The organism is Conyzicola nivalis, from assembly GCF_040548875.1.
In the GTDB taxonomy this organism is placed as follows: Bacteria; Actinomycetota; Actinomycetes; order Actinomycetales; family Microbacteriaceae; genus Conyzicola; species Conyzicola nivalis_A.
The window spans coordinates 185,294-209,483 of sequence record NZ_JBEPSJ010000004.1 but is presented as its reverse complement, the minus strand read 5'-3'; the positions used below and the strand labels follow the sequence as shown (position 1 = coordinate 209,483).

Here is a 24,190-nt window from a genome sequence, read left to right as displayed (position 1 = left end):
TCGATCGGTCATCTGTCTGGCCGTGCTGCCGGGGCGGGCGCTCAGCCGGCGGGGACGAAGTCCGCGAGGCGGATCTCGTCACCGGTGGCGGCGTCGGGGGTGTAGTCCACGGTCGTGGCGAGACCGATCTGTCCGACCATGTGGGCGATCGTCGCGAACTGCACGATCTCCTCGTTCTGGTAGGCGAAGATCTCCTCGTACGCCGCCGCTCGCTCGTCGCCCGATTTGAGCCCGGCGTCGGCGAGCATCGTGTCGAACTCGGGCGTGCCGAAGGTGCTCTGCGCGCCATCCGTCGTCATGTACTGGTCGACGGTGAACTGCGCGTCGCCCGCCTGGTTGCCGTGCTGCACCAGCAGCGCGATCGGGCCCTCGTCGAGCACGAACGGGCGCAGCTGGTACTGCAGCGACTGGCTGGTGTCGACCATGCTCAGCTTCACGGTGAGCCCGGCCTGGGATAGCTGCTCCTGCAGAACCTGCGAGACCTCCGTGACCTTGGGGAACAGCGAGTTGCGTGCGACCAGGGTGATCTCGGTGTCGACGGGCACGCCGTCGGCCCGCGCCTCGTCGACGAGGGCCTTCGCCGCGTCGAGGTCGAACTCCCAGGGCTCGAGCGAGTCGTTGAAGCCGACGACGCCGGTGGGGATCAGCTGGGCGGCGACGTTTGTGCCGTCGGAGTAGAGCGAGCCGAGAATCCCGTCACGGTCGATCGCGTAGTTGATCGCCTGGCGCACCCGGATGTCGTCGAGCGGCGCGATGTCTCCGGAGAAGCGCAGCGCGACGGTCTCGTTGTTCGCGTAGTCGACGCCGAGCTCGCCGGCTCCGTCGTCGGGCCCGAGGCCGACGGCGACGTCGACCTCGTTGCTGGTGAGCATCGCGGCGCGCACCGTGCCCTCCGTGCGCCACTGGTACTCGGCCGAGGCGTAGGCGGGGGCGTCGCCCCAGTAGTCGTCGTTGCGGTCGAGCGTGAGCTTGGTCCCCGTCTCCCACGATGCGACCGAGTAGGGGCCGGTGCCGATCGGCTCGCGCACCTTCTCGGTGACGCTCGTCGACTCCGGAACGATCTCGACGAACGAGAGCCGCAGCGGCAGGATCGGGTCGGGCCGCACCGTCTCGACGGTGAGGGTGGTGTCGTCGACCGCGGTGGCGACGAGGTCGTCGTCGCCGAAGACGTAGCCCTCGACATTGCAGCCCAGGTCGGAGTTGACGGCGCGGTCGATGGAGAAGGCGGCGGATGCAGCGGTGAAGGGTGTTCCGTCGGAGAACGTCACGTCGTCCCTGAGGGTGAACGTCCACTGGTTCTCACCGGTCGCCTCCCACTCGGTGGCCAGCAGCGCCTCGAGCTCGCCCGATGTCGGGTTGCGCTCGACCAGCGGCTCTGTGATGTTCGAGCGGGTGACGATGCCGGTGGCGGTCAGGCTGCCCTCGCACGGTTCGAGGGTCGGGGGCTCCTGGGGGAGCACGATGCGCAGGGTGTCGCCCGCGGCGCCGCCGGTCGAGCCGCCGGAGTTGGCGACCCCGCAGCCGCTCAGGAGGAGCGCGAATCCCGCGGCGGCGGCCGCTCCGACGAGCGCTTTCGACCCTCGTCGGGTAAGTGGTGAAGAAGACATCGTTGGTTCCTCCGGTAGCTGGCGGTATCGGCCCCGTCGGGTGAGTCGGCGGGGTCCACTGCGTCGTTGCGTGATGGTGCTGGTCGATACGCCCTCAGCTTGAGTGCGGCATCGGTGCGCGTCAATAAAGGCGGGCCTGTCTCCGCGCACCGTCGCCGGGGGAGGAACGCCAATACGCCGGGCCGCGCGGTCGTCGTCGGCCGGACAACCCGCGTGCTTTCAGGGCAGGAAGCTCTCTGATGCGTCGAGGGCATCAATCAATGCGAATTTGGTGTTGTTTCGTCATAGATGCCTGCTTAGCGTTCAGGCTGTGACCACAGACATCGAGAGCACAACCGCGTCCGTCCCCGGGGCCCCCGGCACCGTCGGCAGGATCCTCCAGGTCGGAGCGCTGATGCCGCCGCTGGCTCGGGCGCTCGCCGAGCGCTACGACGCGCTCGTGCTGCCGGCCGACGCCGCGCCGTTCATCGCCGAGCACGGGGCCGACATCGGCGTCGTCGTCACCAGCGGCGGCGAGGGCGTTGGCACCGAGCTGATGGCGTCGCTAACCTCGCTGAAAGCAGTCGTCAACTTCGGGGTCGGCTACGACACCACCGACGTCGATCAGGCGAGGCGCAGGGGCATCGTGGTGAGCAACACCCCCGACGTGCTCACCGACTGTGTCGCCGACACCGCCGTGGGCCTGCTGATCGACACGCTGCGACGCTTCAGCGCCGCAGACCGCTTCGTGCGGAGCGGCGGCTGGGCGAGCGCGCGCTACCCGCTCGCGACGAGCATCTCCGGAAAACGCGTCGGCATCCTCGGACTCGGCAGGATCGGCCGCGCCATCGCCCACCGCCTCGAGGGCTTCGGCTGCGTCATCTCGTACCACAACAGGACTCCGGCCTCCGGGGTCGACTACGCCTACGTGTCCTCGCTCCTGCAGCTCGCGCGGGAGAGCGACGTGCTCGTCGTCGCCGCGGCCGGGGGAGACGAGACTCAGAGACTCGTCTCAGCCGAGGTCATCGACGCGCTCGGCGAGACGGGTTTCCTCGTGAACATCGCCCGCGGCTCGGTCGTCGACCAGGACGCGCTCGTCGCGGCGCTCGTCGAGGGGCGCCTGGCCGGAGCCGGGCTCGACGTGTTCGACGACGAGCCGAACGTGCCCGCCGAACTGCTCGCGCTCGACACGGTCGTGCTGCTTCCGCATCTCGCCAGCGGAACGGTCGAGACGCGCCGGGCGATGACCGACCTCACCCTCGCCAACCTCGACGCCTATCTGGCCGACCGCACCCTCGTCACGCCCGTCTGAGCACGGCCGCTGCCGGTCGGGCTTGGGTCAGCCCGCCGCGATCGCCGCTTCGAGATACGGGGCGGTGCGGCTCGATCGGTGCGCCGCGACCTCCGGCGGACGCCCCGCGACGACGAGCCGACCGCCGGCGTCGCCGCCGCCGGGCCCCATGTCGATGACCCAGTCGGCCGCCGCCACCACATCCATCTCGTGCTCGACGACGACGACCGTGTTGCCGGCGTCGACGAGGCCGTTCAGCTGCTCGACCAGCAGCCGGATGTCTGCCGGGTGCAGTCCCGTCGTCGGCTCGTCGAGCAGGTAGAGGGTGTGCCCGCGGCGGGCGCGCTGCAGTTCGGTCGCCAGTTTGATGCGCTGCGCCTCGCCGCCGGAGAGTTCGGTGGCCGGCTGGCCGAGCCGCAGGTAGCCGAGGCCGACCTGGCGCAGCGTCTCGAGACTGCGCGACGCGGAGGGCACGTCGGCGAGGAACACGGCCGCCTCGTCGACGGTGAGCCGCAGCACCTCGGCGATGTTCTTTCCGCCGCGGGCGACCTCCAGCGTCTCGGCGTTGTAGCGCGAGCCGCCGCAGGTCGGGCACGGCGCGTAGCTGCCCGGCAGGAACAGCAGCTCGACCGACACGAACCCCTCGCCGAGGCAGGTTTCGCACCGTCCGCCGGCCACGTTGAACGAGAACCGGCCCGCGTCGAAGCCGCGCTCGCGGGCCGCGTCGGTGGCGGCGAAGGCTGAGCGCACCGAGTCGAACAGCCCCGTGTAGGTTGCGAGGTTCGACCGGGGCGTGCGCCCGATAGCGCGCTGGTCGACGCGCACGACACGGTCGATCGGCTCATGCCCCGTCACATCGTCGATCGTGGTCGCCGTGGCCTCCGTCGTCTCGTCGTCGTCGGGAGACGCGGATGAACCGTGGACACGCTCACGCACCGTGTCGGCCAGCACGTGGCTGACGAGCGTCGACTTGCCGGAGCCCGAGACGCCGGTGACCGCGGTCAGCACGCCCAGCGGCACGTCGACGTCGACGCCCGCAAGGTTGTGCTTCGTGATGCCGCGCAGCCGCAGCCAGCCGTCCGCGTCGCGGGTGCTGCGCGGAGCAGTCGGCGCATCCGTCGCCGGGAACAGGTACGGCCGCGTCACCGAGGCGTCCACGTCGGCCAGCCCCTCGACGGGGCCGCTGTACAGCACGGCGCCGCCTCCCGAGCCGGCGCCCGGCCCCACGTCGACGATCCAGTCGGCGCGGCGCACGACGTCCATGTTGTGCTCGACCACGAAGACCGAGTTGCCCGCGTCCTTGAGCTGCTGGAGCACGACGATGAGCGGTTCGGCGTCTGCGGGGTGCAGCCCGGCTGACGGCTCGTCGAGCACGTAGACCACGCCGAACAGCCCGGAACGCAGCTGCGTCGCGATGCGCAGCCGCTGCATCTCGCCGGGCGAGAGGGTGGGGGTGACGCGGCCGAGGCTCAGGTAGCCGAGGCCGAGGCCCACGAGCACGTCGAGCCGGCCGACCAGGTCGGTGGTGATGGTCACGGCGACCTCCGTCGCCTCGCCGGAGGCCCGCGACGACACGGCCGCGCTCGCCGCGGTGAGCTTCGTGGTCGGGCGCAGGGCGTCGGCGAGGGCGGCGAGGGGCAGGGCGTTGAGCTCGGCGATGGTGCGGCCGGCGAAAGTCACGGCGAGGGCCTCGCGGGTGAGACCGCTTCCGCCGCACAGCGTGCACGGCCCGGTCTCGACGAACTTCAGCGCGCGGTTCCGCTGGGCCTCGCTCTTCGAGTCGGCGAGGGTGTGCATGATGTAGCTCGTCGCGCTCCAGAAGCGTCCCTTGTACGGCTTCGCCACCCTGTCGCGCTGCGGGGTGACCTCGACGACGGGCTGTTCGTCGGTGAACAGGATCCAGTCACGGTCGGCGCGCGGCAGGTCGCGCCACGGCGCGTCGATGTCGTAGCCGAGCCCCGCGACGACGTCGCGCAGGTTCTTGCCCTGCCACGCTCCCGGCCAGGCGGCGATGGCGCCGTCGCGGATGCTGAGCGAGGGGTCGTGAACGGCGGAGTTCTCGGTGACCTCGTGCGCGACGCCGAGCCCGTGGCAGCGCGGGCAGGCGCCGACGGCGGTGTTCGGCGAGAACGAGTCGGATTCGAGCCGTCTCCCGGCGTCGGCCGGGTAGCTGCCTGCCCGGGAGAAGAGCATGCGCGTCGAGTTGGAGAGCGTGGTGAGGGTGCCGACCGTCGACCGCGAGCTCGGGGTGCCTCGGCGCTGCTGCAGGGCCACCGCCGGCGGCAGGCCGGTGATCTCGTCCACGTGCGGGGTGTGCCCCTGCGCGATGAGGCGCCGGGCGTACGGCGCGACCGACTCGAAGAATCGTCTCTGCGCCTCGGCGAAGATGGTGCCGAACGCGAGCGACGACTTGCCGGAGCCGGAGACGCCGGTGAACGCCACGATGCTGTCGCGGGGAACGTCGACGTCGACGTCGTGCAGGTTGTTCTCGCGGGCGCCGCGCACGCGAACGAAACCGGACGAGTCGGGCGGAAGGGCGGCAGAGTCGGCGGAGCTGGACGTCATTGGCTCAACACTAGGTCGGCCGTCCGTGAACGCGGATTCGGGCGCCCGGCATTGACAAAGCCCGTGTCACCGGCGGGTGACACGGGCTTCGTGGGGCGGGAGGCTAGGCCTTGCCGCGCATGATGGCCTGCTTGACCTCGGCGATGGCCTGCGTCACCTGGATGCCGCGCGGGCAGGCCTCGGAGCAGTTGAAGGTCGTGCGGCAGCGCCACACGCCCTCCTTGTCGTTGAGGATGTCGAGGCGCACCTGCGAGCCCTCGTCGCGCGAGTCGAAGATGAAGCGGTGCGCGTTGACGATGGCGGCGGGGCCGAAGTACTGGCCGTCGGTCCAGAAGACCGGGCAGCTCGACGTGCACGCGGCGCAGAGGATGCACTTCGTGGTGTCGTCGAAGCGGGCGCGCTCGACGGGGCTCTGCTTGCGCTCCTTGCCGTCCTTCGTGCCCGAGGAGGCCATGAGGAACGGGTTGATCTGGCGGTACGACTCGAAGAACGGCTCCATGTCGACGATGAGGTCCTTCTCGAGCGGCAGGCCCTTGATCGCCTCCACGTAGATGGGCTTCGTGATGTCGAGGTCCTTGATCAACGTCTTGCAGGCGAGACGGTTGCGGCCGTTGATGCGCATGGCATCGGAGCCGCAGATGCCGTGGGCGCAGCTGCGACGGAACGTCAGCGAGCCGTCCTGCTCCCACTTGATCTTGTGCAGCGCGTCGAGGATGCGGTCGGTGCCGTACACCTCGACGTCGAAGTCCTGCCAGCGCGGCTCATCGTCGACGTCGGGGTCGAAGCGACGGATGATGAGCGTCGCCGTGAAGGTGGGGATGACCTCGGGGGCCGAGGGCTTGTTCTCCATGACTGCGGTACTCATGTCTAGTACTTCCTCTCCATCGGCTGGTAGCGCGTGATGACGACGGGTTTGGTGTCGAGCTTGATGTGGTCGACGGCGTCGGCGGAGTGCGCGTCGCCCGTCAGGTAGGCCATGGTGTGCACGAGGAAGTTCGCGTCGTCGCGCAACGGGTAGTCCTCGCGGAAGTGGCCGCCGCGGCTCTCCTTGCGCGAGAGCGCCGAGTAGACGACGACCTCGGCGAGGTCGAGCAGGAACCCGAGCTCGACGGCCTCGAGCAGATCGGTGTTGAACCGCTTGCCCTTGTCCTGCACGGCGATGTTCTTGTAGCGCTCGCGCAGCCCCTCGATGACCCGGGTGACCTCGATGAGCGTCTCCTCGGTGCGGAACACCTGGGCGTTGCGGTCCATGGAGTCCTGCAGCTCCTTGCGGATCGCGGCGATGCGCTCTGTTCCGTTGGAGTTGCTCAGGGTCTGGAGCATGGTGCGGATGTCGCGTGCCGGGTCCTCCGGCAGCGGGACGAACTCGGCGGTCTTGACGTACTCGACGGCGTTCTTGCCGGCCCGCTTGCCGAACACGTTGATGTCGAGCAGCGAGTTGGTGCCGAGGCGGTTCGAGCCGTGAACGGAGACGCACGCGCACTCGCCGGCCGCGTACAGGCCGGGCACCACGGTGGTGTTGTCGCGCAGAACCTCGGCGGCGACGTTGGTGGGGATGCCGCCCATCGCGTAGTGCGCCGTCGGCAGCACGGGGACGGGCTCGGTGTACGGCTCGACGCCGAGGTAGGTGCGCGCGAACTCGGTGATGTCGGGCAGCTTGGCGTCGATGACCTCTTTGGAGAGGTGGGTGATGTCGAGGTAGACGTAGTCCTTGTTCGGGCCGCCGCCGCGCCCCTCGCGGATCTCGGTCGCCATGCAGCGCGCGACGATGTCGCGGGGGGCGAGGTCTTTGATGGTGGGGGCGTAACGCTCCATAAAGCGCTCGCCGTCGCTGTTGCGCAGGATCGCTCCCTCGCCGCGGGCGGCCTCGGAGAGCAGGATGCCGAGGCCGGCGAGGCCGGTCGGGTGGAACTGGAAGAACTCCATGTCCTCGAGCGGCAGGCCCTTGCGCCAGATGATGCCGACGCCGTCACCGGTGAGGGTGTGCGCGTTCGAGGTGGTCTTGTAGATCTTGCCGAACCCTCCGGTGGCGAAGATGACGGCCTTGCCCTGGAACACGTGCAGCTCGCCGGTCGCCAGCTCGTACGCGACGACGCCGGAGGGCTGGTCGACCCCGTCGACCTTCGTCATCACGAGGTCGAGCACGTAGAACTCGTTGTAGAAGTTGATCCCGAGCTTGACGCAGTTCTGGTACAGCGTCTGGAGGATCATGTGGCCCGTGCGGTCGGCGGCGTAGCAGGCGCGGCGCACCGGGGTCTTGCCGTGGTCGGCGGTGTGGCCGCCGAACCGTCGCTGGTCGATCTTGCCGTCAGGCGTGCGGTTGAACGGCAGGCCCATGTTCTCCAGGTCGAAGACGGCCTCGATGGCCTCCTTCGCGAGGATCTCGGCCGCGTCCTGGTCGACGAGGTAGTCGCCGCCCTTGACGGTGTCGAAGGTGTGCCACTCCCAGTTGTCCTCTTCGACGTTGGCGAGCGCGGCGGCCATGCCGCCCTGCGCCGCTCCGGTGTGCGAGCGCGTGGGGTACAGCTTCGAGATCACCGCCGTGTTGGCGTGCGGTCCGGCCTCGATCGCGGCGCGCATGCCGGCTCCGCCGGCACCCACGATCACGATGTCGTGCTGGTGGTAGTGGATGCCGTCGACGATCGATCCGTCGGCGTACTTGTTGAAGGCTGCTTCACTCATCTTCTGGAACTACGTCTTTCTCCGGCACTGGGCATGACTGATGCGCTGGGCACCACTAAGGCACGGGGCAGAAGCTCGGGAGCAGGTCGAGCTGCTCGGCGGGTACTACGGGGCACGGGTCGAACGTGTAGATCACGAGCGTTCCCAGGAGCAGGAGGACGGCGGTCGAGGCGAAGATGGCGCCGAGCAGGATGCGGCGGACGGTGCGGTTGTACGCGTAGTCGTTCACGATGGTGCGCATGCCGTTGGCGCCGTGGATGAGAGCGAGCCAGAGCAGCAGCGTGTCCCAGACGACCCAGAACGGGTCGGCGAGCTTGCCGGCGACGAATGCGAAGTCGATCGCCTTGACGCCCTCGCCGGCGACGAGGTTGACGAAGAGATGGCCGAAGATGAGCACCAGCAGCACGATGCCGCTGGCGCGCATGTAGATCCAGCCGTACTTCTCCCAGTTGATTCCGCGGCGTGGGCGGCCGGATCCCGAGCGGGGTGCGTCGATGGTCGTCATCGTCAGCCTCCGAAGACGTGCATGAGCTGGCGGGGGATGAAGCCGATGAGCAGCGCTGCCCAGAGCCCGATGACGATGTAGAACATCAGCTTCTGGTGCTTGGTTCCCCAGCCCCAGAAGTCGATGAGGATGATGCGCAGGCCGTTCAGGCCGTGCAGGCCGATGGCTGCGACGAGCGCGATCTCGCCCAGGCCCATGATGGGCGTCTTGTAGGTGTTGATGACCGCGTTGTAGGCCTCGGGGCTCAGCCGGACGAGGCTCGTGTCCAGAATGTGGACGAGCAGAAAGAAGTAGATCGCGACCCCGGTGATGCGGTGCAGCACCCAGGACCACATGCCCTCGCGACCGCGGTACAGAGTGCCCGCCGGTCGTCTCGGAGACTTGATCGTGGGGACCGCGCGCTTTTCAGCCAGGGTTCCCGCCGATTCCTGTGGCACGTAACCCTCCTTGCGGATGATTGGCCGCGCTGCAGCAGATCTCAGCGGGACCGGTGAATGTTCGGTCGTCGAACGTATTCATCCTATGTCGCGACCGCGGACGGCGCTTGTCAGGCAACCCTAATTAGCTCGACCTCAAGATAGTTTTCGGCGCGGCCGCGGCGACGGTCTGCTCGTAGTGGCCGACCAGCTCGCCGCAGACCGCGTGCCAGGAACGCGCGAGCACCGACCGGCGGCCGGCCTCGCCCATGCGCAGTCGCAGGCCGAGATCGCGCGACAGCAACGTCACCGCGGCTCGCAGCCCCGCGTCATCCGTCGGTTCGAAGAGAAACCCGTTGACCCCGTGCTCGACGAGGTCGATCGGCCCGCCGGAGCGCGGCGCGACGACCGGCACCCCGCTCGCGAACGCCTCCTGCAGCGTCTGGCCGAAGGTCTCCTCGCTGCCGGTGTGCACGAAGACGTCGAAGCTGGCGTAGGCGGCGGCGAGCTCGGCCCCGCCGAGACGGCCGAGCCAGGTGACGGGCATGCCCGCGAGGGCGCGGCGCACCGCGGGGGTCGACGGCCCGTCGCCGACGATCGCCAGCCTCACACCGGGCAGGCCACGCAGCGCGGCGAACCGCTCCACCTGCTTCTCGGGGGCGATGCGGCCCACGTAGCCGACGACGACCTCGCCGTCCGGGGCGAGGCGGTCCCGGAGCGCAGTGGTCGCCGGGTCGACGCGGTTGGCCGGGTGGTAGCGCACCAGGTCGACGCCGCGGCCCCAGCGAGCGAGACCGCGGATGCCCGCAGCCTCGAGGTCGTGCATCGAGGCGCTCGACGGCACGAGGGTGAGGGCGGCGCCGTTGTGGATCCAGCGCACCATGCGCCAGGCGAACGCGGTGGCCGCACCCAGGTGGTTGCGCCGCGCGTAGCCGGCGACATCCGTCTGGAAGATCGCGACCGAAGGGACTCCGAGCCGGCCGGCGGCGGCGATCGCCTGGGCGCCGAGCAGGAACGGCGAGGCGGCGTGCACCACGTCGGGCCGGAACGCGGCGATCAGGCGCTGCACGTGCGGGCTGGGGAGCCCCACCGGGAACTGCCGGTAGGCGATCGCCGGCACCTCGTGCACGGGGAACCCGGCGTACTCGCTCGGGCTGCCGGCGGCGGGAACGATCACCATGGCCTCGTGCCCTTCGGCCCGCAGGTGGTCGAGCACTTTGCACACGCTGTTGGTGACGCCGTTGGTAGTAGGGAGAAAACTCTCGGTGACGATCGCTATCCGCATTCGAGATACCTCGCTTCGTGGCCCTGTCACCACGCTAGGAGCGCGGCATGGCGCGGGGATGAATGGGGGGTGAAGGCTCGCGGACGCGCCGAGGTATTAGGTTGGTCGGATGAACGCCACCAGTGAACACCTCGAGCGTTTCTACAGCGTGATCCCCGCCGGCGGCATCGGGTCGCGTCTCTGGCCGCTCTCCCGCGCCGACGCCCCCAAGTTCCTGCACGACCTCACCGGCAGCGGCCAGACCCTGCTGCGCGACACCTGGGACAGGCTCGTGCCGCTGTCGGGCGAGCAGCGGGTCATGGTCGTGACCGGCCGCGCCCACCGGGCGGCCGTCGAGAGGCAGCTCCCCGAGCTCACCGACCCGAACGTCGTGCTGGAGAGCGAGCCCAAGGACTCGTCCGCCGCCATCGGCCTGGCCGCCGCCATCCTCCTCCGCCGCGAGCCCGACGTGATCATCGGCTCGTTCGCCGCCGACCACGTGATCAAAGACAAGCGCGGCTTCCGTCGCTCGGTCATCGAGGCCGCCGCCGTCGCCGAGGCCGGCTACATCGCCACGATCGGCATCACCCCGGCCGAGCCGGCCATCGGCTTCGGCTACATCCACTGCCGTGGGTCCCTCGACGTCTCCGGTGCGCCGAGCGCGCTGCTGGTCGACTCCTTCGTCGAGAAGCCCGACCTCGAGACGGCCCAGGGCTACCTCGCGAGCGGCAACTACCTGTGGAACGCGGGCATGTTCATCTCCCGCGCCGACGTGCTGCTCGAACAGCTCGGCCAGTCGAAGCCGGAACTGCTCGCCGGACTCAACGAGCTCGCCGACGCGTGGGACACCCCGCGCCGCGGTGCGGTCGTCGACAAGGTCTGGCCGGGGCTGGAGAAGATCGCAATCGACTACACCGTCGCAGAGCCGGCCGCGAAAGCCGGTCGCCTCGCCGTCATCCCCGGGGCGTTCGACTGGGACGACGTCGGCGACTTCGCGTCGATCGGAAAGCTGCACTCCGGCGGACGCAAGAAAGACCTGGCCATCCTCGGCGAGAACGCGCGGGTGCTCGCCGACTCCTCGAGCGGCGTCGTGATCAGCCAGACGGGGCGGCTCATCTCGCTCATCGGCGTCACAGACATCGTCGTCGTCGACACCGCGGATGCGCTCCTGGTCACCACGACCGCGAACGCACAGCGCGTCAAGTCGGTGGTCGACGCGCTCAAGCTCTCCGGTCGCAACGACGTCCTCTAGACGATGAGCGCCCGCATCCCGATCGTCATCGACACCGACACGGCGCAGGACGACTGCATCGCTCTGCTCGTCGGTCTGCTCGACCCTGCCGCCGACCTGCGGGCCATCACCATGGTGGCGGGCAACGTCGGCTTCGACCGGCAGATCCGCAACGCCCAGATGACGATGAGCGTCGCCGGTCGGCTGGGCGAGGTGCCGGTCTATCTGGGCTGCCGTCGCCCTATGGTGCGCGAATGGGTCTCGGCGGAGTACGTGCACGGCGACGGCGCGGGCGGGCTCACCATGGACTTCGACGGCCTGGCGCCCGACCCGCAGCACGGCGTCGACGCGCTGATCGCGCTGGCCGCAGCGAGCCCGGGCGAGATCACGGTCGTCTGCATCGGCCCGCTCACCAACATCGCCATGGCGGTGGTGAAGGACCCGTCGTTCGTCGGCAACGTCAAGGCGCTCTACATCATGGGCGGCTCGAACAACGCCCGCGGCAACATCACGGCGGCCGCCGAGTACAACTTCTTCGTCGACCCCGAGGCGGCCAAGACCGTGTTCGACGCGGGGTTCGCCTCGATCACGGTCGTGCCGTGGGCGCCCGTGACGCTCGCCGACGCGGTCTTCTCACGCGAGCAGCTGGCCCACATCGCCCGCATCGACACCCCGCTCGCCCGCTTCTACACGCGCATCGTCGACACCACCCTCGCGTTCAACTTCAGCGTCGGCATCGACGGGTCGACGCACCCGGACTCCCTCACCGCTGCGCTGCTGCTGCATCCCGAGTTCGTCGAGTCGCGAGGCGGGTACGCCGTCGACGTCGAGACCGGCTCGGCCCTCACGCGCGGCTACGCCGCCATGTCGTGGGGAGCGCACGGACTCGCCGAGAACGCCATGGTGATCGAACGCGTCGACGCCGAGGCCTTCTCCGACTACCTCGTCGCGCTGCTCTCGACCGACACGACGCCGAGCCGCCCGCTGCGCTGACCCGGCGGCGGATCGGCCCGGGCGTTTCCGAGACATTTCGGCAGCATCCCAGATTTGTAACGTCTGGGTAGCAGTCGTCAAATATTGCTCGACCCGCTCGTCACAATCTGTAATCTGGGTGGCATCCGCCCTGGTATCGCCAAGGGCACGCATCTGGAGGAAATCTAGTGAACGTAATCACACGCAAGCGTGGTCTCGCCGGCCTGGCGCTCGCCGGCACCGCAGCCCTGTTCCTTGCCGGTTGTGCAGCAGCACCCGAAGAGAACGAGACCGCCGAAGGCGCCTCCGACTACAAGGCATGCGCCGTCTCCGACGAGGGCAGCTGGAACGACAAGTCCTTCAACGAGGCGGCCTACGGCGGCCTGCTCAAGGCGGAGGAAGAGCTCGGCATCGAGAAGGCAGACGCCGAGAGCCAGTCCACCGACGACTTCGAGCCCAACCTCGCGTCGATGGTCGACGCCAACTGCGACATCATCTTCGCCGTCGGCTTCAACCTGATCGAAGCGGTCAACGCCGCAGCGGTCGCCAACCCCGACAGCAACTACGTCACCATCGACGGCTACGTCGAAGACCCGTCGACCACCAACCTGAAGCCGATCATCTACTCGATGAACGAGTCCAGCTACCTCGCCGGCTACCTCGCCGCCGCGTACTCGACCACGAAGGTCGTCGGCACCTACGGCGGACTCCAGATCGACGCCGTCACCGACTTCATGACCGGTTTCTACAACGGTGCCAAGGCCTACGAGGCGGAGACCGGCGAAGCCGTGACCGTGCTCGGCTGGGACCCCACCGCCAAGACGGGCCTGTTCACCGACGGCTTCGGTGACTCCGAGGGTGCCAAGAGCATCAGCGCCGGCCAGATCGCACAGGACGCCGACGTCATCTTCCCCGTCGCGGGCGGCCTGTTCAGCGCCACCTCCGAGGCCATCAACGAGTCCGGCAAGGACGTCGTCTTCATCGGTGTCGACAAGGACATCGCCGTGACGAGCCCCGAGTACGCCGACCAGGTCCTCACCTCGGTGCTCAAGAAGATGACCGACGCCGTCTTCGACGTCATCAAGGAGCAGGTCGACGGAGCCGAGTTCGACTCCGAGCCCTACGTCGGAACGCTCGAGAACGAGGGCACCTCGCTCGCCGACTACGGCACCTTCGACGACAAGGTGTCCGACGAGATCAAGGCCAAGCTCGACGAGCTCAAGGCCGGCATCATCGCGGGCGACATCAAGCCGCTCGGCTGATCTCGCTCCAACACGCACAGCAGTAACGCCGGGGTGGCCGAGTGCCACCCCGGCGTTCTGTGTCCGTGCGTCCCACTTCCGCGCCCCGACCTATACCCGGCCGTTTTACTGGCAGAATCTTGACACGATGAAACTCGAACTCCGTGGCATTACCAAGCGCTTTGGTGCACTCGTCGCCAATGACCACATCGACCTCACGATCGAACCCGGTGAGATCCACTGCCTTCTCGGTGAGAACGGTGCTGGCAAGTCCACTCTCATGAACGTCCTCTACGGCCTGTACAAGGCCGACGACGGCGAGATCCTGCTCGACGACGAGCCGGTTCGATTCACCGGGCCGGGCGACGCGCTCGCGGCCGGAATCGGCATGGTCCACCAGCACTTCATGCTGATCCCCGTGTTCTCCGTCGCCGAGAACGTGATGCTCGGCCACGAGCCGGTCAAGGGCGGGGTCGTGCTCGACCTGCCCGCGGCCCGCGCGCTCGTGCTCGAGATCTCGCAGCGGTTCGGCTTCGACATCGACCCCGACGACCTCGTCGGCGACCTGCCGGTCGGCGCCCAGCAGCGGGTCGAGATCATCAAGGCCCTCGCGCGCGACGCGAAGGTGCTCGTGCTCGACGAGCCCACCGCGGTGCTCACCCCGCAGGAGACCGACGAGCTCATGATCATCATGAAACAGCTCGCCGCCTCCGGCACATCCATCGTCTTCATCACCCACAAGCTCCGCGAGGTCAAAGAGGTCGCCGACCGCATCACCGTCATGCGCCTCGGAAAGATCGTCGCGACCGCCTCGCCATCCGCGAGCACCACGGAACTCGCCTCACTCATGGTGGGCCGCGCCGTCGACCTCACGGTCGCGAAGAACCCGCCGACGCTCGGCGCCGACTCGTTCGTGGTCGCGGGCCTCACGGTGCTCGACGCCAACGGCCAGCGGCTGCTCGACGACGTGACCTTCACCATCCGGGAGGGCGAGATCCTCGCCATCGCCGGCGTGCAGGGCAACGGGCAGACCGAGCTCACCGAGGCGATCCTGGGTCTGCGCTCGGGAGTGAAGGGCTCGGTCACCCTCGACGGCCGCGAGCTCGTCGGCGCATCGGTGCGCGACAGCCTCGACGCCGGAATCGGCTTCGTGCCGGAGGACCGCAAGAAGGACGGCCTCGTCGCCGAGTTCTCGGTCGCCGAGAACCTCATGCTCGACCGCAGCGTCGGCGCCCCCTTCGCGAAGGGGATGAACATCCGCTTCGACTACCGCGAGGAATTCGCCGAGAAGTCGATCAAGGAGTTCGACATCCGCACGCAGGGCACGGAGACCCTCGCCGGCCGCCTTTCCGGCGGCAACCAGCAGAAGGTCGTGCTCGCGCGCGAGCTGTCGCGCGAGCTGCGGCTGCTGATCGCCTCGCAGCCCACCCGGGGCCTCGACGTCGGGTCGATCGAGTTCGTGCACGACCGCATCGTCGCGACCCGCGACTCGGGGATCCCAGTGCTCATCGTGTCGACCGAGCTCGACGAGGTCGTCGGCCTCGCCGACCGTATCGCGGTCATGTACCGCGGCAGGATCGTGGGCATCGTCGACGCGGACACCAGCCGGGCGACGCTCGGCGAGATGATGGCAGGTATCGCAGCATGACCAACCCGACACCGACCATGGTGACCCCCGACCTCGAGCCCGAGGCACCCTCTCGCTGGGCAGTGGCCTGGCGCGAGATCGTGTCCGGCAGCCCGCTGCGCACCCTTCTCGCCATCGTGCTCGCATTCGCGGTGGGCGCGGTGCTGATCATCGTCACCAACCCCGAGTTCCTCGCCTCCGTCGGCTACATCTTCTCCCGGCCGTCCGACGCGATCACCGCGGCGATCGACGCCGTGGTCGAGGGCTACGGCGCGCTGTTCCGCGGCTCGATCCTCAACCTGCAGGGCGACACGTTCGCCGAGGTCGTCCGGCCGCTGACCGAGACGCTGCGCCTGGCCACCCCGCTCATCGCCGCGGGCCTCGGCATCGCGCTGAGCTTCCGCGTCGGCATGTTCAACATCGGCGGCCAGGGACAGCTGCTGTTCGGTGCGGGCTTCGCCGGGTTCGTGAGCTTCCACGTCGACCTTCCGTTCCCGCTGCACCTGCTGCTCGCGATCGTCGCCGGAATCCTCGGCGCCGCCGCCTACGGCGCCCTCGTCGGACTGCTCAAGGCCAAGACAGGCGCCAACGAGGTGATCGTGACGATCATGCTCAACTACATCGCCTTCTACCTGATCACCTACCTGATGCGCACACCCGTTCTGCAGGACCCCGACGCCGGAGGCACGCCGAAGACACCGGCGCCCGACGCCAGCGCCCAGCTGCCCCTGCTCTTCGGCGGCAACTTCGCGCTGCACTGGGGCTTCATCATCGTGATCGGCGCGACCGTGCTCTTCTGGTGGCTGATGGAGCGCTCGACGCTCGGCTACCGTTTCCGCGCCGTCGGCCTGAACCCGAGCGCCGCGCTCACCGCCGGGATCAACGTCAACCGCATCTACATCCTCGCGATGGGCCTCTCGGCCGCCTTCGTCGGGCTCGCCGGCGTCACCCAGGCCCTCGGCCGCACCTCCGGCTTCACCCCGACCGTCGACGCCGGCATCGGATTCGACGCCATCACCGTCGCGCTGCTCGGCGGCTCGAGCGCCGGCGGCGTCTTCCTCGCCGGCCTGCTCTTCGGCGCCATGAAGGCCGGCGGGCCGCAGATGCAGATCGCCGACGTCCCGCCCGAGCTGCTCGGCGTGGTGCAGGGCCTGATCGTGCTGCTCATCGCCGCTCCTCCGCTCGTGCGGGCCATCTTCCGACTGCCGTCCCCCTCGGCCCCGACCGCCGGCAGCCGTCGAACTCGACGCGCGGCCAAGAAGGGCGGCGTGAAATGACGACAGTCACCTCCACCCCCGTTGTCCACACCGTCACCGTCGTGCCGCGCAAGTGGAAGACGGCGATCGCACTGTCGCTGCTCGCCCTCGTCGCGTTCTTCGCGTTCGGAGTCTTCGGCGACGACCGCACCGCGCTGATCGTCTTCTCCGAGCAGACCGACGCGATCATCCTGCCCAACGTGCCCGTCACGTCCATGACGCTGTGCCTCGTGGTGGGAGTGCTGCTGCTCCTGCTCGCCGCCTACGCGGTGTGGCTCACCGTCGGCCGGCGCAAGGTCCCGCTCTGGGTGGTCATCGTCTTCACGATCCTGTTCCTGGTGACCCTGGTCGTCTGGACCGGCGCCGGTTCGAAGGTCCCCGTGGTCTTCCTCATCAGCGGCTCGATCGCCCTCGCCACCCCCGTCGTCTTCGGCTCCCTCGCCGGCGTCATCGGCGAACGGGTCGGCATCGTCAACATCGCGATCGAGGGCCAGCTGCTCGCCGGCGCCTTCGTCTCCGCGGTCGTCGCGAGCGTCACCAACAGCCTCACGCTGGGACTCATCGCCGCGCTCATCGGCGGCGCCCTGGTCTCGATGGTGCTGGCCGTGTTCTCGATCAGGTACCTGGTAGACCAGATCATCGTCGGTGTCGTGCTCAACGCCCTCGTGATCGGGCTGACGAACTTCTTCTACGCCGCGGTGCTCAACGACAACTCGCAGGAGACGAACTTCCCGGGAACCCTGCCGTTCCTGCCGATCCCGTTCCTGTCGAGCATCCCGGTCATCGGCCCCGTGCTCTTCGACCAGCGCATCACGACCTACCTCATGTTCGTGCTCGTGCCGCTCGTCTGGTACATCCTCTTCAAGACCAAGATCGGGCTCCGCATCCGGGCCGTCGGCGAGCATCCGCTGGCCGCCGACACGGTAGGCATCAACGTCAACCGCACCCGCTTCTGGACCGTCACTCTCGCCGGCACGATCGCCGGCCTCGGCGGCGCGGCCCTCACTCTGGGCTCGGTGGGCGCGTTCGTGCGCGAGATGTCGGCCGGCCAGGGCTTCATCGCCCTCGCCTGCGTGATCCTCGGACGCTGGAACCCGTGGCTCGCCGCCCTCGCCGCGCTGCTCTTCGGATTCTCGAAGAACTTCCGCATCTTCGCCGGACAGACCGGCGCCGACATCCCGCCTGACCTCATCGCGATGGTGCCGTACCTCGTCACCCTCGTCGCCGTCGCCGGTCTCGTCGGCCGCGTCGTCGGTCCGGCCGCTGCCGGCAAGCCGTACATCAAGCAGTAGTAGTAAGGAACCCCGCATGCCCGAGATCGACTGGGACGCCCTGCGCGCCGCCGCCAACGACGCGATGCGCAAGTCGTACTCGCCGTACTCGAACTTCCCGGTGGGGGCCGCGGCGCTCGTCTCCGACGGCCGCATAGTCTCGGGATGCAACGTGGAGAACGCCTCGTACGGAGTGGGCCTGTGCGCCGAGTGCGCCCTCGTCTCGGCGTTGCACATGTCGGGCGGCGGCGAGCTAGTCGCGTTCACCTGCGTCGACGGGCACGGCAACATCCTCATGCCCTGCGGGCGCTGCCGTCAGCTGCTCAACGAGTTCTCCGCCGAGGGCATGCTGCTCGAGACCGTGTCGGGCATCAAGACCATGGACGAAGTGCTGCCCGACGCGTTCGGCCCGCGTCAGCTCGCCGAGTACTCGGCCGTCAGCGCCGGTTGACCATGGCCGTCGAACCGTTCGACGTCGTCGACCTCATCCACGCCAAGCGCGACCGCGGGACGCTCACGACCCCGCAGATCGACTGGCTCGTCGACGCCTACACCCGCGGATACGTCGCCGACGAGCAGATGGCCGCGATGACCATGGCGATCTTCCTCAACGGCATGGCGCGCGAGGAGATCCGCGACCTCACGCTGGCGATGATCGCGAGCGGCGAGACCCTGTCGTTCGACGGCCTCGGCAAGCAGACGACAGACAAGCACTCCACCGGCGGAGTGGGCGACAAGATCACCCTTCCGCTGGCCCCGCTCGTGGCATCCTTCGGCGTCGCCGTCCCGCAGCTCTCCGGACGCGGTCTCGGCCACACCGGCGGTACCCTCGACAAGCTCGAGTCGATCCCCGGCTGGCGGGCATCCCTCACGAACGACGAGTTCCACCAGCAGCTGCGCGACGTCGGCGCGGTCGTCTGTGCCGCGGGCTCCGGCCTGGCGCCGGCCGACGGCAAGCTCTACGCGCTGCGCGACATCACCGGAACGGTCGAGTCGATCCCGCTGATCGCCTCGTCGATCATGAGCAAGAAGATCGCCGAGGGCACCTCCGCGCTCGTGCTCGACGTGAAGTTCGGCTCGGGCGCGTTCCTCAAAGACATCGAGCAGAGCCGCGAGCTCGCCGAGACCATGGTCGCGCTCGGCAAGGACGCGGGCGTCGCCACGACCGCGCTGCTCACCAACATGAACGTGCCGCTCGGCCTCGCCATCGGCAACGCGAACGAGGTGCGCGAGTCGGTCGAGGTGCTCGCCGGCGGCGGCCCCGCCGACATCGTCGAGCTCACCATCGCCCTCGCCCGCGAGATGCTCGCCCTCGCCGGCCGACCCGACGCCGACGTCGAGGCCGCGCTGCAGGACGGCAGGGCCATGGACACCTGGAACGCGATGATCCGGGCCCAGGGCGGCGACCCTGACGCCGCGCTCCCCGTCGCGCGCGAGACGCACATCGTCACCGCGGAACGCTCGGGAGTGCTCGTCGCGCAGGAGGCGCTGCCGTTCGGCATCGCCGCATGGCGGCTCGGCGCCGGACGTGCGCGCAAGCAGGACCCCGTGCAGCACGCGGCGGGCGTCGACCTGCACGCGAAACCGGGTGACACGGTTACGGCCGGCCAGCCCCTGTTCACGCTCAGCGCCGACGAGCCCGAGCGCTTCGAACGTGCCCTCGAGGCCCTCGACGGCGCCTACCGCATCGGCGACGCCGACGACCCGGTCGACACCGGCGGCCCGCTGATCGCCGGCCGCATCGGCTGACCTCGGCGCGAGCGCCCCGTCGCCCCGTCGCCCCGTCGCCCCGTCGCCGCCGTCGCCGACGAGCCGAGGGGCCGAGGGGCAAGCTTTCGACCCTGAAGCATCCGCTCAGCGTCGATTGTCTGCCCCTCATCCGCACGAGCGCGCGCTCCACGAACCGAGGGGCAATGTTCCTACCTCGAAGGGCCTGCTCAACGTCGATTGTTTGCCCCGCGGGTCGGTCATGAGTGCGCCCGCGAGGCCCAGCGCGCCGGGCTAGCCCCTCCAGCCCTTCGCGCGCAGGTCGACTCGCAACTGCTCGATGACCTCCCGCGAATCGGCGAGGTCAGCGGCGGCCGCGCGAGTGTGGTGGTACCCGATCTCCGCCAGGCGCCGCACCCGCCGAATGTCCATCTGCCACGTCGCCGGGTCGGTGCGGTGGTGATCGCCCTCGTAGTCGAACGACTCCCGGTAGTCCGGAAAGCAGAGGTCGGGCATCGCGACCCTTGCGCCGCGTTCGTCGTACAACTGCAGGTTGGCCTGCGCCGGCGGGAGCCCGGCGAGCGTGAACCTGTGCCTGAAGACCGACTCGGGCGACGAGTCCGAGCGGTCGTTCAACGAGGGAAGCGTGCGGCGGAGAGCCAGACGACCCCCGCCCCGGTGGCGAGCAACCGCCGCCGCGATCTCGTCCGGCTCCGCCAGCGGGTTGCGCCACCACATCAGAGTGTCGCCCGCCGCGAGCAGCTCTTCGTCGTTCAGGAGCCCGGCGATGTCACACCACGTGCGCGCCGCGGATGTCACCGGGAGGCCGAGATGCAGGGTGAGGTCGCCGGGCCGCAGGCGCAGCTTGTGCCCGCGGATGCCCCGTGCCTGTTGCGCTCGTTTCGGGGCGGGCACCGCGACGTCCAGTGCGTCGTCGTCGAGCAGTCGGAACGGCAGACGGAGTCCGAGCACCCGCGCCGCGGTGACGTGGGAGAAGAACACCGAGGGATGCGCGCGAGTCAGGTAGGCGCGGCACAGGTCGATGAGGCCGTCCGTACTCAGGGGCCCGCGCACTCCCCAGAACGGCTGCGCCAGATCTCGGCCGCGCAGCCGCCCCTCGCCGAGTCCGAACTGCCGCGCATCGTCGACGCTGAACGGCCGGCCGGCGAGGGCATGCGGCAGTTGGATGCGGGGAGACGAGTCGCGTCGTGCCATCGGGCAAGTCTGGCGCGCGTCATCCGTCGCTCCGCGTCTGTCCACAGGGCGAAACCGCCGCCCCGCCCTGTGGAGGACAGGCCGCGCCGCCCGACCAGCGGGGCAAGGAAACGACGTCATCGCCCCCGCCGAAGGTAGGAAGTTCGCCCCTCGGCTCGGGCGCCCGAACGGCGGGGCAAGCAATCGACGCCGAGCCGACAGTTGAACATCGAAAGTTTGCCCCTCGGCTCGGGCGACTTCTGCCCGCTGCCCAGACAGGGCACGGTAGATTTGTCCCATGACGAACGCCGCCGAAACCTACATCCTCCCGGGTGGTGGCGCCTCCATCACCGCGCTGCCCAAGATCTCGCTGCACGACCACCTCGACGGCGGACTCCGCCCGCAGACGATCATCGATCTCGCCGCGGAGATTGGGCTCGAGCTTCCGACGACGGATGCGACCGAACTGGCCGCGTGGTTCACCTCCCAGTCGGAGTCGGGCTCCCTCGTCGAGTACCTGAAGACCTTCGACGTGACCATCGCGGTCATGCAGACGCGCTCAGGCCTGTTCCGCGTCGCGCGCGAGTTCGTGCTCGACCTGGCGGCGGACGGCGTCATCTACGGCGAAGTGCGCTGGGCGCCCGAGCAGCACCTGACCGGCGGTCTCACCCTCGACGAGGTCGTCGAAGCGGTGCAGGAGGGGCTCGAGCAGGGTGTCACCGACGCTCTGGAGTCGGGACGCAGCATCCGCGTCGGCCAGCTCGTCAGCGCCATGCGTCACGCCGACCGCGGCCTCGAGATCGCCGAGCTCGCCGTGCGGCAGCGCGAGAACGGCGTCGTCGGGTTCGACATCGCCGGCGCCGAGGCCGGCTTCCCGGCGAGCAAGCTCGCCGACGCGTTCGACTACCTCGCCCAGAACTTCCTGCCCGTCACCGTGCACGCCGGCGAGGCCGACAGCCTCGACAGCATCAAGAGCGCACTGTTCGACGGCCGCGCGCTGCGCATCGGCCACGGCGTGCGCATCGCCGAGGACATCACCACCACGAGCGAGGACGACGAGGGCATGTACGTGTCGCTCGGCCGCGTCGCCGAGTGGATCAAGGACCGCCAGATCGCCCTCGAGCTCTCGCCGTCGTCGAACCTCCAGACCAACGCGTGGGGCACCGAGCTGTCCGACCATCCGTTCGACCTGCTCTACCAGCTCGGCTTCCGCGTGACCGTGAACGTCGACAACCGCCTGATGAGCAACACCAGCCTCTCGAAGGAGCTGTTCCTGCTCGCCGAGGAGTTCGGCTACGGCCTCGACGACCTGGCCCAGTTCCAGCTCAATGCCGCCGCTGCATCCTTCCTCTCCCTCGACGACCGCGACGACCTCATCGACGCGATCCTCACCGGATTCGAGAAGGCGTAACGATGCCCCTTCCCGAGCTGCCGGACGAGGCCGTCGAGATCGGGGCGGTCGTCGCCGACTGGCGCTCCGCCGTTCGTGTCAGCGGCCGCGTGCTCGAACGCTCAGGGGCCGCCACTCCGGCCTACGCCGACGAGATGGTGCGCATGATCGAGGAGCACGGCCCGTACGTCGTGATCGCCCCGGGGCTCGCCCTCGCCCACGCCCGGCCCGGCCCGGCGGTGCTCGCCGACGGCCTCGCCATCGTGACGCTTGCCGAACCGGTGAACTTCGGACACCCGCACAACGATCCCGTGCGCGTCGTGCTCGGACTCGCCATCAAGTCGTCGGATGCCCACCTCGCGGCGGTCGCGGAGCTCGCGAACGTCTTCAACGACTCGAATGCCATCCAGGCACTGGCCGACGCCACGACCGTCGCCGAGGTGCAGGCGATCATGGGAGGAAGCTAGATGAAGATCGTCGCCATCTGCGGAGCCGGGATCGGCAGCTCCGGAATTCTCAAGGTCAATGCGGAACGGGTGCTCAAGAAGCTCGACATCGAGGCGGAGGTCACTGCGGTGCACCTCGACTCGCTCGACCTCGCCCGAGACGCGCAGGTCATCCTCACCTCCGCCGAGTTCGTCGACGCCATCGGCAAGACCTTCGCCGACGTCATCGTGATCGAGAACTTCTTCGACACCGACGAGCTGACTACGAAGCTGGAAGCGTCGCTGGGCTAGACCGCAGCAGCAGCCGGGACCCGCCGAACGCGACGAACCCGCTGACCAGAGCGAGCGTCACGCCGCCCGACAGCGCGACGAGCACGGCGTAGACCGCCGCGGCGGCCACCACGGTGACGACCGCGGCTCCGGCCCGCGCACCCGTTGGCCACGCGGCCGTGAGCGACCAGACGATCGCCCCCGCCCACAGGGCGACGCCGATGCTCAGCACGCCGGCGGTCGCGATGTACACGTCGCCGGCGGGCGAGAAGCCGACCACCATTCCGGCGACGGACACGACGACGACGACGGATGCCGCGGCGAAGCCTACTCTCGCCGCGTCGGCCGAGCGCGGCAGGCGGGCGGCGACCGCGAGCGTCGCGGCCCAGAGCAGCGGCACCACGGCGAGCTGGGCGAGCGCCGCCGAGATGCCGAGCGCGCTTCCCGCCACGTCGGTTCCGGTGTCGAGGATGCTCACGCCGAAACCCGTGGTCCACACCACCAGCGACGTGGCGAGTGCGATGCCGGCGAAGAGCGTCACGCGGGCGCGCACGGCAGAGATGTCGGGTGCGCGCACAGCGACAGCTGAGTCGTCCGCCGACCCCGCGGGGCCCTCGGCGCGCGGCATGGAGCGCACGAGCGCGAAGACGAAGACGACGACGCAGAGGCCGACGATCGACGCGGGGGAGAGCAGCGACACGAGCAGGAGCGGGGTGGCGACCACGCCGACGCCGACCGCGATCGCCGTGGCCGCGGGCACGCCGAGCCGGCGCCTGCGCAGCACCGCGAACATGGGCAGGGTGACCGCCGCCGCGGTGGCGATTATCGCCACGAGCGCGAACGGACCGGTGAGCGACGCGAGCAGGCTCTTCGGCCGACCGGCATCCCCCTCGTCCATGCCGACCGAGAACGAGACCCCGACGAGGGCGACGGCCGCGAAGGCGAGTATCGCCAGGGCGAGGAGCGCGCGCGCCTGTGTGTGCGACAGGCCGAGCGCCGGGGCCGCGAGCCGCACCGCCGCGAAGACCGCGAGCGACGGCGCCGCGACCCCGCCCACGACGACGAGCCCCACGCGCAGCCCCGTCGGCATCCCGACACCGAAAACGAAGGAGATGTACCACGCGACAGACACCACGACGGCGATCCCGGCCAGTGCGACGGTCGAAATCCTTCGTTTCCGGTTGGCGGGCTCGGCGTCCGTGGGGTCGGCGTCTGCGCGCACGGCGTCGGCGGGGTTCGGAGTCTCGGCGCTCATGCGGTCAGTCAATCATCGCCG

21 protein-coding genes are annotated in these 24,190 nt (G+C 69.2%); 12 read left to right on the top strand and 9 right to left on the bottom strand.

The annotated features are described in order from the left end of the window. Positions 1-41 precede the first annotated feature (41 nt). A complete protein-coding gene (locus tag ABIE21_RS15455) occupies positions 42-1,607 on the bottom strand; it encodes an ABC transporter substrate-binding protein (protein ID WP_354025739.1) in 1,566 nt (521 codons plus the stop codon). 310 nt (positions 1,608-1,917) lie between these two features. Between ABIE21_RS15455 and ABIE21_RS15450 the strand changes: the two genes are divergently transcribed. Then, positions 1,918-2,898: a 2-hydroxyacid dehydrogenase gene (locus ABIE21_RS15450; RefSeq protein ID WP_354025738.1), complete on the top strand. Its 981-nt coding sequence runs from the start codon at positions 1,918-1,920 to the stop codon at positions 2,896-2,898. 27 nt (positions 2,899-2,925) lie between these two features. Here the strand turns inward: ABIE21_RS15450 and ABIE21_RS15445 are convergent, their stop codons facing one another. From ABIE21_RS15445 to ABIE21_RS15420, 6 genes are all read right to left on the bottom strand, one after another. Then, on the bottom strand, positions 2,926-5,442 hold the full coding sequence (locus ABIE21_RS15445; RefSeq protein WP_354025737.1) for an excinuclease ABC subunit UvrA: 2,517 nt from the start codon (positions 5,440-5,442) through the stop codon (positions 2,926-2,928). Positions 5,443-5,545: 103 nt separating this feature from the next. Next, the gene (locus tag ABIE21_RS15440; RefSeq protein ID WP_354025736.1) at positions 5,546-6,307 is read right to left on the bottom strand and encodes a succinate dehydrogenase iron-sulfur subunit; all 762 of its coding nucleotides are present in this window, start codon (positions 6,305-6,307) and stop codon (positions 5,546-5,548) included. Between the two features lie 2 nt (positions 6,308-6,309). Then, positions 6,310-8,124, bottom strand: coding sequence for a succinate dehydrogenase flavoprotein subunit (sdhA, locus tag ABIE21_RS15435; protein WP_354025735.1), 1,815 nt, complete (start codon positions 8,122-8,124; stop codon positions 6,310-6,312). A gap of 55 nt (positions 8,125-8,179) precedes the next feature. Beyond that, the gene (locus tag ABIE21_RS15430; protein ID WP_354025734.1) at positions 8,180-8,629 is read right to left on the bottom strand and encodes a succinate dehydrogenase hydrophobic membrane anchor subunit; all 450 of its coding nucleotides are present in this window, start codon (positions 8,627-8,629) and stop codon (positions 8,180-8,182) included. A 2-nt stretch (positions 8,630-8,631) separates the two neighbouring features. Beyond that, the gene (gene sdhC / locus ABIE21_RS15425) at positions 8,632-9,066 is read right to left on the bottom strand and encodes a succinate dehydrogenase, cytochrome b556 subunit (RefSeq protein ID WP_354025733.1); all 435 of its coding nucleotides are present in this window, start codon (positions 9,064-9,066) and stop codon (positions 8,632-8,634) included. A gap of 124 nt (positions 9,067-9,190) precedes the next feature. Next, positions 9,191-10,330, bottom strand: a complete 1,140-nt coding sequence (locus tag ABIE21_RS15420) for a glycosyltransferase family 4 protein (RefSeq protein ID WP_354025732.1) — start codon at positions 10,328-10,330, stop codon at positions 9,191-9,193. A gap of 109 nt (positions 10,331-10,439) precedes the next feature. On the opposite strand from ABIE21_RS15420, the gene ABIE21_RS15415 reads away from it, so the two are divergent. The 8 genes from ABIE21_RS15415 to ABIE21_RS15380 all read left to right on the top strand — a co-directional run bounded on the left by ABIE21_RS15415 (position 10,440) and on the right by ABIE21_RS15380 (position 19,656). After that, positions 10,440-11,561, top strand: coding sequence for a mannose-1-phosphate guanylyltransferase (locus ABIE21_RS15415; RefSeq protein ID WP_354025731.1), 1,122 nt, complete (start codon positions 10,440-10,442; stop codon positions 11,559-11,561). A 3-nt stretch (positions 11,562-11,564) separates the two neighbouring features. Then, entirely contained in the window at positions 11,565-12,533 is a 969-nt protein-coding gene (locus ABIE21_RS15410; protein ID WP_354025730.1) for a nucleoside hydrolase, read from the top strand. Positions 12,534-12,700: 167 nt separating this feature from the next. Further along, positions 12,701-13,774 (top strand): BMP family lipoprotein, encoded by a 1,074-nt coding sequence (locus tag ABIE21_RS15405; protein WP_354025729.1) that lies wholly within the window; start codon positions 12,701-12,703, stop codon positions 13,772-13,774. A 127-nt stretch (positions 13,775-13,901) separates the two neighbouring features. Next, the gene (locus ABIE21_RS15400) at positions 13,902-15,401 is read left to right on the top strand and encodes an ABC transporter ATP-binding protein (protein ID WP_354025728.1); all 1,500 of its coding nucleotides are present in this window, start codon (positions 13,902-13,904) and stop codon (positions 15,399-15,401) included. Beyond that, positions 15,398-16,657 carry an ABC transporter permease gene (locus tag ABIE21_RS15395; RefSeq protein ID WP_354025727.1) on the top strand — a complete coding sequence of 420 codons (1,260 nt, stop codon included), beginning with the start codon at positions 15,398-15,400 and terminating at the stop codon, positions 16,655-16,657. Before ABIE21_RS15400 ends, ABIE21_RS15395 begins: the two co-directional genes overlap by 4 nt. Continuing rightward, positions 16,654-17,928, top strand: coding sequence for an ABC transporter permease (locus tag ABIE21_RS15390; protein ID WP_354025726.1), 1,275 nt, complete (start codon positions 16,654-16,656; stop codon positions 17,926-17,928). Before ABIE21_RS15395 ends, ABIE21_RS15390 begins: the two co-directional genes overlap by 4 nt. Before the next feature lie 16 nt (positions 17,929-17,944). Then, on the top strand, positions 17,945-18,358 hold the full coding sequence (locus ABIE21_RS15385) for a cytidine deaminase (RefSeq protein ID WP_354025725.1): 414 nt from the start codon (positions 17,945-17,947) through the stop codon (positions 18,356-18,358). Positions 18,359-18,360: 2 nt separating this feature from the next. Continuing rightward, on the top strand, positions 18,361-19,656 hold the full coding sequence (locus ABIE21_RS15380) for a thymidine phosphorylase (RefSeq protein ID WP_354025724.1): 1,296 nt from the start codon (positions 18,361-18,363) through the stop codon (positions 19,654-19,656). Positions 19,657-19,908: 252 nt separating this feature from the next. Here the strand turns inward: ABIE21_RS15380 and ABIE21_RS15375 are convergent, their stop codons facing one another. Beyond that, a complete protein-coding gene (locus ABIE21_RS15375; RefSeq protein ID WP_354025723.1) occupies positions 19,909-20,829 on the bottom strand; it encodes a hypothetical protein in 921 nt (306 codons plus the stop codon). Positions 20,830-21,106: 277 nt separating this feature from the next. Between ABIE21_RS15375 and ABIE21_RS15370 the strand changes: the two genes are divergently transcribed. Genes ABIE21_RS15370 through ABIE21_RS15360 form a run of 3 tightly spaced genes read left to right on the top strand, consistent with a single transcriptional unit; the run spans position 21,107 to position 22,935 of the window. Continuing rightward, the gene (locus ABIE21_RS15370; protein WP_354025722.1) at positions 21,107-22,219 is read left to right on the top strand and encodes an adenosine deaminase; all 1,113 of its coding nucleotides are present in this window, start codon (positions 21,107-21,109) and stop codon (positions 22,217-22,219) included. Positions 22,220-22,221: 2 nt separating this feature from the next. After that, entirely contained in the window at positions 22,222-22,665 is a 444-nt protein-coding gene (locus tag ABIE21_RS15365; protein ID WP_354025721.1) for a PTS sugar transporter subunit IIA, read from the top strand. Beyond that, positions 22,666-22,935, top strand: coding sequence for a PTS sugar transporter subunit IIB (locus ABIE21_RS15360; protein ID WP_354025720.1), 270 nt, complete (start codon positions 22,666-22,668; stop codon positions 22,933-22,935). On the opposite strand, the gene ABIE21_RS15355 is transcribed toward ABIE21_RS15360, so the two are convergent. Beyond that, positions 22,907-24,169 (bottom strand): hypothetical protein, encoded by a 1,263-nt coding sequence (locus ABIE21_RS15355; protein WP_354025719.1) that lies wholly within the window; start codon positions 24,167-24,169, stop codon positions 22,907-22,909. The two genes, ABIE21_RS15360 and ABIE21_RS15355, sit on opposite strands and share 29 nt — an antisense overlap. Positions 24,170-24,190 lie beyond the last annotated feature (21 nt).

What these genes read in the sequence shown, in the direction of transcription:
- ABIE21_RS15455 (WP_354025739.1), bottom strand. Translation starts at nt 1,607, where the DNA reads ATGTCTTCTTCACCACTTACCCGACGAGGGTCGAAAGCGCTCGTCGGA.
- ABIE21_RS15445 (WP_354025737.1), bottom strand. Translation starts at nt 5,442, where the DNA reads ATGACGTCCAGCTCCGCCGACTCTGCCGCCCTTCCGCCCGACTCGTCC.
- ABIE21_RS15440 (WP_354025736.1), bottom strand. Translation starts at nt 6,307, where the DNA reads ATGAGTACCGCAGTCATGGAGAACAAGCCCTCGGCCCCCGAGGTCATC.
- sdhA (WP_354025735.1), bottom strand. Translation starts at nt 8,124, where the DNA reads ATGAGTGAAGCAGCCTTCAACAAGTACGCCGACGGATCGATCGTCGAC.
- ABIE21_RS15430 (WP_354025734.1), bottom strand. Translation starts at nt 8,629, where the DNA reads ATGACGACCATCGACGCACCCCGCTCGGGATCCGGCCGCCCACGCCGC.
- ABIE21_RS15420 (WP_354025732.1), bottom strand. Translation starts at nt 10,330, where the DNA reads ATGCGGATAGCGATCGTCACCGAGAGTTTTCTCCCTACTACCAACGGC.
- ABIE21_RS15415 (WP_354025731.1), top strand. Translation starts at nt 10,440, where the DNA reads ATGAACGCCACCAGTGAACACCTCGAGCGTTTCTACAGCGTGATCCCC.
- ABIE21_RS15410 (WP_354025730.1), top strand. Translation starts at nt 11,565, where the DNA reads ATGAGCGCCCGCATCCCGATCGTCATCGACACCGACACGGCGCAGGAC.
- ABIE21_RS15400 (WP_354025728.1), top strand. Translation starts at nt 13,902, where the DNA reads ATGAAACTCGAACTCCGTGGCATTACCAAGCGCTTTGGTGCACTCGTC.
- ABIE21_RS15395 (WP_354025727.1), top strand. Translation starts at nt 15,398, where the DNA reads ATGACCAACCCGACACCGACCATGGTGACCCCCGACCTCGAGCCCGAG.
- ABIE21_RS15390 (WP_354025726.1), top strand. Translation starts at nt 16,654, where the DNA reads ATGACGACAGTCACCTCCACCCCCGTTGTCCACACCGTCACCGTCGTG.
- ABIE21_RS15385 (WP_354025725.1), top strand. Translation starts at nt 17,945, where the DNA reads ATGCCCGAGATCGACTGGGACGCCCTGCGCGCCGCCGCCAACGACGCG.
- ABIE21_RS15380 (WP_354025724.1), top strand. Translation starts at nt 18,361, where the DNA reads ATGGCCGTCGAACCGTTCGACGTCGTCGACCTCATCCACGCCAAGCGC.
- ABIE21_RS15375 (WP_354025723.1), bottom strand. Translation starts at nt 20,829, where the DNA reads ATGGCACGACGCGACTCGTCTCCCCGCATCCAACTGCCGCATGCCCTC.
- ABIE21_RS15370 (WP_354025722.1), top strand. Translation starts at nt 21,107, where the DNA reads ATGACGAACGCCGCCGAAACCTACATCCTCCCGGGTGGTGGCGCCTCC.
- ABIE21_RS15365 (WP_354025721.1), top strand. Translation starts at nt 22,222, where the DNA reads ATGCCCCTTCCCGAGCTGCCGGACGAGGCCGTCGAGATCGGGGCGGTC.
- ABIE21_RS15360 (WP_354025720.1), top strand. Translation starts at nt 22,666, where the DNA reads ATGAAGATCGTCGCCATCTGCGGAGCCGGGATCGGCAGCTCCGGAATT.
- ABIE21_RS15355 (WP_354025719.1), bottom strand. Translation starts at nt 24,169, where the DNA reads ATGAGCGCCGAGACTCCGAACCCCGCCGACGCCGTGCGCGCAGACGCC.